This is a genomic window from Achromobacter sp. FW305-C-30-7 (assembly GCF_058783105.1).
Genome location: NZ_JBYSYI010000002.1, coordinates 560,881 through 573,518, shown reverse-complemented (window position 1 = coordinate 573,518; position 12,638 = coordinate 560,881). Strand labels below are relative to the sequence as shown.

12 protein-coding genes are annotated in these 12,638 nt (G+C 65.3%); all 12 read right to left on the bottom strand.

Annotation, left to right across the window (positions count from 1 at the left end; all coding sequences use genetic code 11):
- Window positions 1-30: 30 nt before the first annotated feature.
- The 12 genes from AC3WOB_RS09615 to AC3WOB_RS09560 all read right to left on the bottom strand — a co-directional run bounded on the left by AC3WOB_RS09615 (window position 31) and on the right by AC3WOB_RS09560 (window position 12,519).
- Complete coding sequence (locus AC3WOB_RS09615; RefSeq protein WP_242702628.1) at window positions 31-429, bottom strand: ASCH domain-containing protein; 399 nt, start codon at window positions 427-429, stop codon at window positions 31-33.
- Entirely contained in the window at window positions 426-2,570 is a 2,145-nt protein-coding gene (locus tag AC3WOB_RS09610) for a phosphocholine-specific phospholipase C (protein WP_492274825.1), read from the bottom strand. The genes AC3WOB_RS09615 and AC3WOB_RS09610 overlap by 4 nt, the downstream gene beginning before the upstream one ends.
- 73 nt (window positions 2,571-2,643) lie before the next feature.
- Complete coding sequence (locus AC3WOB_RS09605; protein ID WP_013392187.1) at window positions 2,644-3,489, bottom strand: branched-chain amino acid aminotransferase; 846 nt, start codon at window positions 3,487-3,489, stop codon at window positions 2,644-2,646.
- An 86-nt stretch (window positions 3,490-3,575) separates the two neighbouring features.
- A complete protein-coding gene (locus tag AC3WOB_RS09600) occupies window positions 3,576-4,601 on the bottom strand; it encodes an ABC transporter substrate-binding protein (RefSeq protein ID WP_492274960.1) in 1,026 nt (341 codons plus the stop codon).
- A gap of 108 nt (window positions 4,602-4,709) precedes the next feature.
- A complete protein-coding gene (locus AC3WOB_RS09595; protein ID WP_013392189.1) occupies window positions 4,710-5,693 on the bottom strand; it encodes a branched-chain amino acid ABC transporter permease in 984 nt (327 codons plus the stop codon).
- Window positions 5,690-6,577 (bottom strand): branched-chain amino acid ABC transporter permease, encoded by an 888-nt coding sequence (locus AC3WOB_RS09590; protein ID WP_013392190.1) that lies wholly within the window; start codon window positions 6,575-6,577, stop codon window positions 5,690-5,692. Before AC3WOB_RS09590 ends, AC3WOB_RS09595 begins: the two co-directional genes overlap by 4 nt.
- A 148-nt stretch (window positions 6,578-6,725) precedes the next feature.
- Entirely contained in the window at window positions 6,726-7,940 is a 1,215-nt protein-coding gene (locus tag AC3WOB_RS09585; RefSeq protein WP_013392191.1) for an ABC transporter substrate-binding protein, read from the bottom strand.
- Window positions 7,941-8,002: 62 nt separating this feature from the next.
- Window positions 8,003-8,713, bottom strand: a complete 711-nt coding sequence (locus tag AC3WOB_RS09580; RefSeq protein WP_013392192.1) for an ABC transporter ATP-binding protein — start codon at window positions 8,711-8,713, stop codon at window positions 8,003-8,005.
- Entirely contained in the window at window positions 8,710-9,483 is a 774-nt protein-coding gene (locus tag AC3WOB_RS09575) for an ABC transporter ATP-binding protein (RefSeq protein WP_013392193.1), read from the bottom strand. The genes AC3WOB_RS09580 and AC3WOB_RS09575 overlap by 4 nt, the downstream gene beginning before the upstream one ends.
- Window positions 9,484-9,841: 358 nt before the next feature.
- On the bottom strand, window positions 9,842-10,477 hold the full coding sequence (nth, locus tag AC3WOB_RS09570) for an endonuclease III (RefSeq protein WP_013392194.1): 636 nt from the start codon (window positions 10,475-10,477) through the stop codon (window positions 9,842-9,844).
- Complete coding sequence (gene rsxB / locus AC3WOB_RS09565) at window positions 10,474-11,118, bottom strand: electron transport complex subunit RsxB (protein ID WP_492274824.1); 645 nt, start codon at window positions 11,116-11,118, stop codon at window positions 10,474-10,476. Before rsxB ends, nth begins: the two co-directional genes overlap by 4 nt.
- 174 nt (window positions 11,119-11,292) lie before the next feature.
- The gene (locus AC3WOB_RS09560; RefSeq protein ID WP_013392196.1) at window positions 11,293-12,519 is read right to left on the bottom strand and encodes a polyhydroxyalkanoate depolymerase; all 1,227 of its coding nucleotides are present in this window, start codon (window positions 12,517-12,519) and stop codon (window positions 11,293-11,295) included.
- Window positions 12,520-12,638: the final 119 nt, after the last annotated feature.

The window sequence follows — 12,638 nt, the reverse complement described above, 5'->3', positions numbered from 1 at the left end:
GGCCGGACGCCGCAAGGCATCCGGCTTTTTTTATCGCTCGAAGACTTCGACCACCCGGAAGCGTTCGCACGCCAGCATCATGTCCGGCGCATAACCGCCGTTGCGGCCGAAGTAGGCGATGTGCGCGTCGCGCCAGGCCTCGTAGGGGCCTTCCCCTTCGGCCAGCGCGAACGCTTCATCGACCTGGTCGAAGCGCTGGATCAATACGCTGAGCGTCTCGATCACGCAGGCGGGGCGGCCCAGGCCGTCCAGCACCACGTCGCGCCGGCCGGCCTGGGGCACGGGTTCCTGTTCATTGAAGTCGCGCAGCGCGCCGCAGGTGGCCGTCTTCGTGCCGGCCAGCACCAGCGCCAGCAACTCGTCGGCCAGTTCGGGCGAATCGCCGAACTGGAAGGTCACGGCGTTTTCATAGGGGGCGGGCGGTTTCATGCCAGCGGGGTCCATTGCAGTATCAGCTCCTGTCCCATCGCGGGATCGGAAGTGGAAGGGGCGCCGGTTTCGATGCGGCCGGCCAGGCGGCGAGTGTAGGCGGGGTCGCCGTTGTCGCGCACCGTCAGGTCATACCAGCCTGCGCTGCGGGTCAGATCCCAGGCCAGGCTGACCGCCTCGCCGGGAGCGATGGGCGTGTCGCCTTCCTGGGGATAGCCATAGGCGTTGGCCTCCACCCGGAACGAACGGGCCTGCGGGGCGGGATTGCGCAGCGTCAGTTGCAGCGACGCGCCCGGCCCCTGATAGCTGGCCGTGACTTCCAGCGGTTGCAGGCCGGCGCGGCCGGTGCAATGGCGGTGGAAGCCGTTGGGGCCCAGCACCCACAGATCGTAGCGGCCATTGTCGGCAGCGGTCTGCCATGCGTCTGCGAGACGCTTGCCCGCTTCCACGGTGTAGCGGCGCGGGCCGCGCTCCAGGTGCAGCCGGTCATACACATGCAGCACCGCGCCAGCCGCGCCGGTATTCTCGAAGCGCAGCGTCACGCTCTCGCCATTCGCAACCGCATGGACCTGCAGCGCGTAGGGCAGAGGACGCGATGGGCGCGTGCCAGTCTGCTGCCGCGCCAGCCCCGGCTGCAGCGGCGCGGGTGGCGTGACCGTGCCGGGCAGCGCCGATGCCAGTCCGGCGCGTTCGGTCGTGGCTGGCAAGCCGCTGGGCAGGCCAGCGCCGTCTGGCGCGGCGAAGTCGAAGATCGATGTGAGGTCGCCGCAGACGGCGCGGCGCCACGGCGAGATATTGGGCTCGGCCACGCCGAAGCGCTGCTCGATGAAACGCAGCACGGAAGTGTGGTCGAACACCTGGGAATTGACCCAGCCGCCCGTGGTCCAGGGCGACAGCACATACATGGGTACGCGAGGGCCCAGGCCGTAGACGCCGTGCAGGTGGGCGAGGGTATCGTCCTTTTCCGCGCCGGCGACGATCTCGTGATACTCGCCGCGGGTATCCGCCGTGGAGGCTCCGGCCAGCGCGCCCGAGGCATCGCGCGAGGGCGGCGCGGGCGGCGGCATATGGTCGAAGAAGCCGTCGTTCTCGTCGAACATCAGCAGCAGGACGGTCTTGCTCCAGACCTCGGGGTTGGCCGTCAGCGCATCCAGCACGCGGGCCGTGTAGTCGGCGCCCTGGGCCGGGCTGGACGGGCTGGGGTGCTCGGAGCCGGCCTTGGTCGCACAGATCCAGGACACTTGCGGCAGGGTGCCGTCCAGCACGTCCTGGCGCAGCAGGTCCAGGTCGCGGGTGGTGAGCGCCTTGTCCTTCAACGCGGCCACTGACCCGGGCAGGCCTTGATAGGCATCGCGGTAGGCCTTGAACCCGGCGGTGGGGTTCAATGAATAGTTGTCCGCCATGTTCTGGTAGATGCGCCAACTGACGCCGGCCGCCTCCAGCCGCTCGGGATAGGTCGTCCAGGTATAGGCGCGCGCCGGATCGCCGCCGGCGAGCTTGTTGTAGGTATTGCCCAAGGCCGGACCGTTGCCGCGGCCCAGGCCGTCGTTGGTGCCCGTCCAGACGAACAGCCGGTTGGTATTGGTGCCGCCGGTGAACGAGCAGTGGTAGGCGTCGCAGACCGTGAAGGCGCGCGCCATGGCGTACTGGAAGGGCATGTCCTCGGCTGAGAAGTACGCCATCGAGTGGTTCTTCTTGGCGGCCGGCCAGTTGCCCATGCGGCCTGCGTCCCACGCGTCCTGGGCGTTGGACCAGGTGTGCGGCGTGCTGGCCACGCGCATGGTCTCGAAAGCTTCGCGCGTATCCAGGTGGAAGGGCAGCACCGTGCGCGGCGCGCCTTCATCGGGTTTGTCGTTGTACTGCGCCCAGACGGTGCGACGGCGCGCGTCCGGGCTGTCCGGCACGGGTATGGGAAAGCGGTCGCCGAACCCGCGCACGCCCGCCAGTCCGCCGAAATAATGGTCGAACGAGCGGTTCTCCTGCATGAAGACGACGATGTGCTCCACGTCGCGGATCGTGCCCGTGCGGCGCGCGGCCGGGATCGCGAGCGCGCGGCGGATGGAGGCGGGCAGCAGGGCCAGGGCGCTGCCGGCGCCGGCCAGCGAGGCGCCGCTGCGGAGAAAGTCACGTCGGGTCTGCATGAGGCATTCCTGAGAACGAAACTGCCCGCACAGGGGCGGGCAGTTTGGATGGGCGGCTAGGGCGGCGGTGATCCTACTTCGCGCCGGTGCTTTCCGCGTAGTCCATGTACAGCTTATGCGCGCGGCGGGCCATCGGGCCGTATTCCAGCTTGCGGTCTTCCACGCGATTCACGTGCACCACCTTGCCGTAGTTGCCGGACGAGAACACTTCGTCGGCTTGTTCGATGTCGGCGCGGGTCAGGCTGCGTTCCTGCACGTCGACGCCGTCGGCCTTCAGCAGGGCCAGCACGCGGCGGCGCGTGATGCCATTGAGGAAGGTGCCGTTGTCGGCCGGCGTGGACACCACGCCGTCCTTCGCGATCCACAGATTGCTGGTGGCGAATTCGGCGATATTGCCCGCGCCGTCCAGCATGATGGCGTTGTCGAAACCCTTCTCGGCGGCTTCGCGGATGGCGCGTTGGCCGTTGGGGTAGAGGCAGGACGCCTTGGCGTCGGTCGGCGCCATATTGGGCCAGGAACGCGCAAAGCTGGAGAAGCAGGCGGAGAAGCCCTGGTCGCCTGGCATGGGCACCTTGAACACATGCAGCACGAATTGGGTCTTGTCGGCGTCCGGCAGCAGGAAGCCGTCGGCGCAATAGAACATGGGCTTGATGTAGAGCTCGGTGCCTTGCGGGAATTTCGCGACGGCTTGCAGGCACAGCTGCTGGATTTCTTCCCAGCCGAGCTGGGGCTTCATCAGCATCTTTTCGGCCGAGCGCACCACGCGCTGGCAGTGCAGGTCCAGGTCCGGCGTCAGGCCGCGGAATGCGCGCGCGCCGTCGAACACCATGCTGGCCATCCAGAAGGCGTGGTCGGCCGGGCCGAGCAGTTTGGGGTTTTCAGTGGTCCAGTGACCGTTGTGCCAGAACAAGGCATCCATGGTTGTCTTCCTTCACTTGAATCGGGTTGGCGCTATCGGCGCGCCGAAACGTCAGGATACATGAGGCGGCGGCCGGGTTCCGGTTGTCATTCGCGAGCCAGCGCCGCCTGCACGCGGTCGGCCGCCTGCGCCGGCATCCATTGCCGCCAGACGGGGCCATACTGCTTGAGGAAATAGCGCGCGGCGTCCTCGGGTTCCTTGCCTTCGTTTTCCAGCCAGCCCAGCGTGGCGTCGATGGCGTCGCTGGGCACGGTCAGCTTGCCCAGGAACTCGGCGAGCTGCGGCGCCTGCTTGGCGAACTGCGCATTCACGCCGGTGACCACGGGGTTGGGCTTGAACTCGGTGGCCACGGGATGGGCGCACTTGGGATCGGTCATGCAGGTGTAGGCGGCCTGGTCGAAGGCGGGCAGTTCCAGCTTCACCAGGTCCAGCGCCCCGACCAGGGAGGTGGGCGTCCAGTAGTAGAAGACGATGTCGCGCTTGCGCTTGTACGCGGAGACGATGGCGGCCTTCTGCGCAGCGCCGGAACCGGGCGCGAACATCGCGTAGTCCTTTTCAAGCTTCAAGGCGCGCAGCAGGTTCTCGTTCAGGGTGCCGCAGGCCCAGCCTGCGGGGCAGCCGTAGATGCGGCCGCGCCCGGGCTCCTCGGGATCGGCGAAGACTTCCTTGAAGCGCGCCAGGTCGGCCGCGGATTTCAAATCGGGGTGGCGTTCGACGGTGTAGCGCGGCACGTACCAGCCTTCGCCGGCGTCGTACACGTGGCCCACGCCCAGCACCTTGCCGCTGGCCAAAGCCTTCTTCCATGCGCCTTCGATCTGGCCGGGCCAGACTTCCGGGGTGACGTCGACGTCGCCGCGTTGCAGCGCGGCCAGCATGGGCAGGGTCTCGCCGATCTCGACCGTGGTCTTGCAGCCGTAGCCATGTTCCAGCACATAGCGTTCGATACCGGCCAGGACCAGGTTGGATTCCCAGTTCAGGCCGCTGAAGCGGACCGGCCGGTTGATTTCGCAGACGGGAGCGGCAGGATCGGCGGCTTGCGCGGCGGCGGGGATGAGGGCGGCTGCCAGCGCCAGGGCGCCAAGGACGGGGGCGAGCGGATGCGGGTTGCGCATGGTCAGGCACCTGTTGGGTTGGGTGCCGTTCATTGTACGGGTGCCAGCGGGCGCGCCAAATGAAACGGGGCCGCGGATGGCGGCCCCGTGCGACTTGCGTTGCCTGGATCAGGCGCGGGCGCTGCGCCGGCGGTTGATCAGGGCGCCAATCTCGCCCACGATGCCGCGGCGGAAGGCCAGCACGCAGATCACGAAGATCAGGCCGATCACGATGGTGACCGATTCACCCAGGCGCAGGAACCAGTCCACGCCGGTCAGGTTGGCCATCATCTGGCCGAAGTCGCCCACCTTGTTCTCCATCAGCACCACGATGAAGGCGCCGAGGATGGGGCCGGTCAAGGTGCCCAGTCCGCCTATCAGCGTCATCAGGATGACCAGGCCGGACATCTGCCAGGTGGCGTCGGACAAGGTGGCCGACACGAAGACCAGGGTCTTGGTGGCGCCCGCCAGGCCAGCCAGCGCGGCCGACAGCACGAAGGCCAGCAGCTTGAAGCGGTCGACGTCGTAGCCCAGCGAGATGGCGCGCGGCTCATTCTCGCGCAGCGCCTGCAGCACCTGGCCGAAGGGCGAGTTCACCGTGCGCCAGATGATGAAGTAGCCAATGATGAAGATGGCCATCACCACGTAGTACAGGTTCAGGTCTTTGGACAGGTCGATCAAGCCGAACAGGGTGCCGCGCGGCACGCTTTGCAGGCCGTCCTCGCCGCCCGTGAACTTCGCCTGGAGGAAGAAGAAGAACACCATCTGCGACAGCGCCAGGGTGATCATGGCGAAGTAGATGCCGCTGCGGCGGATGGCAAGGGCGCCCATCGCCAGGCCCAGCAGCGCCGCCACGGCTACGCCGAACAGCAAGCCGATCTCGGTGGGAAAGCCCCACACCTTGAGCGCGTGGCCGGTCGCGTAGGCCGCGCTGCCCAGGAAGGCGGCATGTCCGAACGACAGGAGACCAGTGAAACCCAGCAGCAGGTTGAATGCGCACGCGAAGAGCGCGTAGCACATGATCTTCATGGCGAAGATCGGATACACCCCGACAAAGGGGAGCATGGCCACCACGACGGCCAGTACCGCATAGCCCAGGAATTGACGATTCATTTTTCTTTTCCGAACAGCCCGGCCGGGCGGATCAACAGAACGATGGCCATGATGATGAACACGACCGTGCTGGAGGCCTCGGGCCAGAACACCTTGGTCAGTCCTTCAATCACGCCCAGGCCCAGACCGGTCACGATGGCGCCCATGATGGACCCCATGCCCCCGATCACGACCACGGCGAACACGACGATGATGAGGTTGGAGCCCATCAACGGAGAAATCTGCAGCACGGGCGCGGCCAGCACGCCAGCAAAGCCCGCCAGCGCCACGCCGAAGCCATAGGTCAGCGTGATCATGCGCGGCACGTTGACGCCAAAGGCCTCAACCAGCCGCGGGTTCTCGGTGCCGGCGCGCAGCAGGGCGCCCAGGCGGGTGCGTTCAATGACGAACCAGGTTGCCAGGCACACCACCAGGGAGGCCACCACGACCCAGCCGCGGTAGTTCGGCAGGACCATGAAGCCCAGGTTGGTGGCCCCGCGCAGCGCGTCGGGCGTGGGATAAGGTTGGCCCGAGACGCCGTAGAAGCTGCGGAACAGGCCTTCTATGAGCAGCGTCAGGCCGAAGGTGAGCAGCAGGCCGTACAGGTGATCGAGCTTGTACAGATGCCGCAGCAACAGCTTTTCTATGATGATGCCGAACAGCCCGACGATCAGCGGCGCCAGGATCAGCATGACCCAGTAGTTCAACCCCAGGTACGACAGCCCCATCCAGGCGACGAACGCGCCCAGCATGTAGAGCGCGCCGTGCGCGAAGTTGATGACGTTCAGCAGCCCGAAGATGACGGCCAGCCCGAGCGACAGCATGGCGTAGAAGGAGCCGTTGACCAGGCCTAGCAACAGCTGGCCGAACAAGGCCTGTATGGGGATGCCGAAAATGTCAGTCATCTTGTGAAAATCCTGCGCGTACGAATGGAAGCGAGCTAGTCAAAACCTGATCCGGTCAGAATGCGACCCGGCGCGAAACAAGGCCCTGTCAAAAACGCGGCCCGGCGCTTAGATTCGCCGGGTCGCGTCTGGGGGCACTGGGGCTGGTTTACTTCTTGACCAGCTTGCAGGTGGACTCGGACAACTTGGTGTAGACCTCGTCGCCAGGGAGCGTCGCCACGACCTTGTAGTAGTCCCACGGGGCCTTGGATTCGGCCGGCGTCTTGACCTGCATCAGGTACATGTCGTGGATCATGCGGCCGTCTTCGCGCACGTAACCGCCTTGCGCGAAGAAGTCGTTGACCTTGTTCGACTTCATCCACTTCATGACGGCGTCGCCGTCGTCCGTGCCGGTGGACTTGATGGCGTTCAGGTAGAAGGCCGTGGCCGAGTAGTCGCCCGCCTGCAGCATGGAAGGCTTGCGGCCGACCTTGGCTTCGAACTTCTTGGACCAGGCGCGCGAGGCGTCGGATTGGTCCCAGTACCAGCCGTCGGTCAGGTACATGCCCTGGGTGGCTTGCAGGCCCAGCGCGTGCACGTCGTTGATGAAGACCAGCAGGCCGGCCATCTTCATGGTCTTGGTCACGCCGAATTCATTGGCGGCCTTGATCGAGTTGATGGTGTCGCCGCCGGCATTGGCCAGGCCCAGGATCTGCGCCTTGGAGGCTTGCGCCTGCAGCAGGAAGGACGAGAAGTCCGACGCGCCCAGCGGCGCGCGCACCTGGCCCTTGACCTCGCCGCCAGCAGCCTTGACCACGGCCATGGTGTCACGTTCCAGCGCGTGGCCGAAGGCGTAGTCCGCGGTCAGGAAGAACCAGCTCTTGCCGCCGTCCTTCACCACGGCGGAACCGGTGCCGCGCGCCAGGGCCACGGTGTCGTAGGCGTAGTGCACGGTATAGGGCGAGCATTGGGCGTTGGTCAGGTCCGACGCGCCCGCGCCGATCGCCATGAAGGGCTTCTTCTTCGCGGCGGCCACGCCGGCCATGGCCAGGCTGGTCGACGAGTTGGTGCCGGCGATGATGACGTCCACCTTCTGCTCGTCGAACCATTCGCGCACGCGCGCCGAGGCGACGTCGGCTTTGTTCTGGTGGTCGGCCGACACGACTTCGATCTTCTTGCCGTTGATCGAACCGCCGGCGTCCTCGATTGCCATGCGCACGGCTTCCAGACCGGCCTTGCCGTCGATGTCGGAATACACGCCCGACATGTCAGTGATGAAGCCGATGCGGATGACATCGTCGGAGATACCTTGCGCGTGGGCGGTTGCCCCAGCAAATCCCAGGCCCGCCATGGCCAGTGCAGCAGTGATGGTGTGCAGCTTCATGGGATGACTCCTCTCTTCCCTACGGTGTAGTGTTGCCGGATTTCCGGCGGATGACACAGGTTCTAGACGCCCAGCAGTTCGTTGAGCGTGTCCTGTTTTTCTGAAAGTTCTGCGGCTTCGAAGTGCTCGACGATCTGGCCGTGCTCCATGACATAGAAGCGGTCGGCCAAGGGCGCGGCAAAGCGGAAGTTCTGCTCCACCATGACGATGGTGTAGCCGCGCTGCTTCAGCGCCGTGATCATGCGCGCCAGCGCCTGCACGATGACAGGGGCGAGGCCTTCGGAGATTTCGTCGAGCAGCAGCAGGTTGGCGCCGGTGCGCAGGATGCGCGCCACGGCCAGCATCTGTTGTTCGCCGCCCGACAGGCGCGTGCCAGGAGAATTCCGGCGCTCCTGCAGGTTGGGGAACATGTCGTAGATTTCGGCCAGCGACATGCCGCCGCCCAGCGAGCCGACGACCGGCGGCAGCAGCAGGTTTTCTTCGCAGGACAGGCTGGCGAAGATGCCGCGTTCCTCGGGGCAATAGCCCACGCCCAGGTGGGCGATCTTGTAGGTGGGCAGGTCGATGGCTTCGGTGCCGTGGATGCGTACCGAACCCTTGCGCGAACCCGTCAGGCCGAGGATGGCCCGCAGGGTCGTGGTGCGCCCGGCGCCATTGCGTCCTAGCAGCGTGACCACTTCGCCTTGTCCAACGCGCATATCCACGCCGTGCAGGATATGCGATTCCCCGTACCAGGCCTGCAGGCCCGAAATTTCCAGTGCCGGGGTGCTCATGCGTGCGCTCCTTGAAGTTCGCCCTCGGTGGTGCCCATGTAAGCCTGCATCACGGCCGGATGGCGGGAGACTTCGGCGTACGATCCTTCGGCCAGCACGCTGCCGCGCGCCAGCACAGTAATGGTGTTGGCGATGGAGGACACGACATTCATGTTGTGTTCCACCATCAGGATGGTGCGCCCGGCGCTGACGCGCTTGATCAGCTGCGTGACGCGGTCCACGTCCTCGTGGCCCATGCCCTGCGTGGGTTCGTCCAGCAGCATCAGCTCGGGTTCCATCGCCAGCGTGGTGGCGATTTCGAGCGCGCGCTTGCGGCCATAGGGCAGGTTTACGGTGGTCTCGTCGGCGAAGGCGCCCAGGTCGACCTGTTCCAGCAGCGCGCGGGCGGGCTCGTTCAGCGCCGCCAGCTGCTTGTCGCTTTTCCAGAAGTGGAACGACAGGCCGGTCTTGCGCTGCAGGCCGATGCGCACGTTTTCCAGCACGGTCAGGTGCGGGAACACCGCCGAGATCTGGAAGGAGCGGATCACGCCGCGCCGCGCGATCTGCGCGGGACGCTCGCCGGTAATGTCGATACCGTTGAACTTGATGGTTCCCGACGTGGGAGAGAGAAACTTGGTAAGCAGGTTGAAGCAAGTGGTCTTGCCCGCGCCGTTAGGCCCGATCAAGGCATGAATCTCGCCCCGCTTGATACGCAAATCGACCCCATTGACCGCGACGAATCCGCGGAATTCCTTGGTGAGGCCTTTTGTCTCCAGGATCGTGTCGTCCATGTTCGCTGCACCGGCGTTGTATTTATTTCGGTCTCCACCTGCCGTCGTTGCGCCAGGCCCCCGCAGGGTCCGGAAAACTGGCGAAGCCTCGCCGTTTTCTTATGAGTTGCCGGCGAGTATGCGCACCTATTTATCAAAATTCCATGAGGGTTTGTCATAGGTTTTGCAGTGCGGAATGGGCAATTGTCGGCAGGCCGACAATGCTTGCGCCACAAGGGAAGAGAGCCTTTCCATAATGGAAATGCAATGCAGCAAATATGCGTTGATCGTCATCAACGCGTCATGGATTTCATAGCGAGGGAAAACCCGGTTTGCGGCGCGCCGGATGCCGTGTCGGCGCACCAGCGCAATGCGCTGTTCAGGCGGGCGTTTTCTGCTTGAATTCGCAGAGATCGGAAATGCCGCATTGAGGGCATTTGGGTTTGCGCGCCACGCAGATGTAGCGGCCCAGCAGGATCAGCCAGTGATGCGCGTCCTGCATGTATTCGCGCGGCACGAACTTTTCGAGTTTCTGTTCGACTTCCAGCACGTTCTTGCCGGGCGCGATGCCGGTGCGGTTCGACACGCGGAAGATGTGCGTGTCGACCGCCATCGTGGGCTGGCCGAACGCGGTGTTGAGCACCACGTTGGCGGTCTTGCGTCCAACGCCGGGCAGGGCTTCGAGCGCCTCGCGGGTTTGCGGCACTTCGCCGCCATGCTGCTCGATCAGGATCTTGCAGGTGGCGATGGTGTTCTTCGCCTTGGTGCGGTACAGCCCGATGGTCTTGATGTAGTCGGCCAGGCCTGCTTCGCCCAGCGCCAGCAGGGCCTGCGGCGTGCCGTAAGCCGGGAAGAACTTGCGCGTGGCGATGTTGACCGATTTGTCGGTCGCCTGCGCCGACAGCAGCACCGCGATCAGCAGCTGGAACGGCGTGTCGTACTCGAGCTCGGTGGTGGGGTGCGGGTTGGCGGCCTGCAGGCGGGCGAAGATCTCACGGCGTTTGGCTGCGTTCATGATTGCGTGGGGTTGCGGCGGGCCCGGGCGCGGGCCAGCGCGGATTCAATGGCGGAACGCTTGCGGTCCTCGTCGCGCGCCTCGTCCACGGCGGGCGTGGGGGCGCTGATGGCAGCGGCCGTTTCGGGCGCCATCAGGCGCGCATTGTCGGCGGCCAGGCGCTCGACCCGCGCCAGGTGGCTGCGATGGCGCTGGCGGCTGATGGCGGCATCCTGCGCGCTCCAGGCGCGGCCCGCCGGCACCATCTGGATGCAATCGACCGGACAGGGCGCCACGCACAGGTCGCAGCCGGTGCACCAGTCGGCCAGCACGGTATGCATGTGCTTGTTGGCGCCCACGATGGCGTCCACCGGACAGGCCTGGATGCACAGCGTACAGCCGATGCAATGCGCTTCGTCGATGCGTGCGACCAGCAGCGGCCCGGGTTCGCCGCGCGTGGCGTCCAGGGGCAGGACGGGAGTGTCGAGCAGGGCCGCCAGCGCGGCGATGCCTTCATCGCCTCCGGGCGGGCAACGGTTGATCGGGGCGGCGCCGTCCGCGATGGCGTCGGCATAGGGCCGACAGCCGGTGTATCCGCACTTGGTGCATTGCGTCTGAGGCAGCAAGGCATCGATGCGGTCGGCGAGTGAGCGACAGGACATGGATGTGAAGAAGAACCCGTGGGGCGGGGCGCGAAAAGACAGAAGCCGGGGGCCTGAATGCAGATCGCGCGCAACCCATCAAACAACAGTGGTATTACCAGCCACCATTGTTTGATGGGTTGCGCGCGTCGGAGGTCCGGGTTCTAGTCCCGCTTGACTCGCGCAGCACCCATCCTACGCAGATTGCCGGATGAATTCGGCAATTTTAGGACAGATCATTTCGCGCCAGCGGCGGCCAGAGAAAATGCCGTAGTGGCCGCAGTTCGGCGCCGTGTAGTGCGTCTTGCGCTCGGCCGGGATGTTCTTGCACAGCTTGATGGCGGCGCGCGTCTGGCCCTGGCCCGAAATGTCGTCCAGCTCGCCTTCGATGGTGAGGAGGGCGACCTTCTTGATGTCAGCCGGGCGCACCAGCTTGCCGTCCACTTCCCAGGTGCCGTTGGGCAGCTGGAACTCCTGGAACACCATGCGGATCGTGTCCAGGTAGAACTCGGCGGGCATATCCAGCACGGCGTTGTATTCGTCGTAGAAGCGGCGGTGCGCTTCGGCGTCGCTATCGTCGCCACGCAGCAGGTCCAGGTAGAAGTCGTAATGCGACTTCATGTGGCGGTCGGGGTTCATGGCCATGAAGCCCGCGTGCTGCAGAAAGCCTGGATAGACCTTGCGGCCGGCGCCCGGATAGCGCGGCGGCACCGGATGGATGACCTGGTTCTCGAACCAGGAGTAGGGCTTGGTGGTGGCCAGGCGGTTCACCTGCGTGGGCGACTGGCGCGGATCGATGGGTCCGCCCATCATTACCATGCTGCGCGGCTGGCAGGGATCGTTGGCGGAGGCCATCAGCGAGACGGCGGCCAACACCGGCACCGTGGGCTGGCACACGGAAATGACGTGCACGTCGGGGCCCAGGTGGCGGATGAAGTCCTGCACGTAGCGCACGTAGTCGTTCAAGTGGAACGGGCCGGCCGACAGCGGCACCATGCGGGCGTCGACCCAGTCCGTGACATAGACGTCGTGGGCCGGCAGCAGGGCGCGCACGGTATCGCGCAGCAGGGTGGCGTGGTGGCCGGACAGCGGCGCGACCAGCAGGACCTTGGGATCGTCCTGGCCCGCGTGGCGGACGTCGCGCTGGAAGTGCAGCAGGCGGCAGAACGGCTTGTCCATGGCCACGCCTTCGATGACGCGGACCGACTTGCCCTTGATCTCGGTGGTGGGCAAGTTCCAGGCAGGCTTCTGGTATTCCTTGCCGATGCGGGTCATCAGCTCATACCCGGCTGCCATCTGGCGGGAGATCGGGGTATAGGCGAGAGGGCTGTAGGGACTGGAAAACAGCTGGGAACCGGCGTCCGTGAATGCTGCAAACGGAGTCAGGAAGGCGCGCTGCATTTCGTGCAATTGATACAGCATTTGAGAAAAGTCCTTCTGGGTCGTGCGTGTGTCCCGATTATTGCTCCGGGCACTAACGATATTTCTAAACAGCCTGAAGAAACGCCGACAAAAAAAGCAAATCTGTTGCTAAAAAGCGA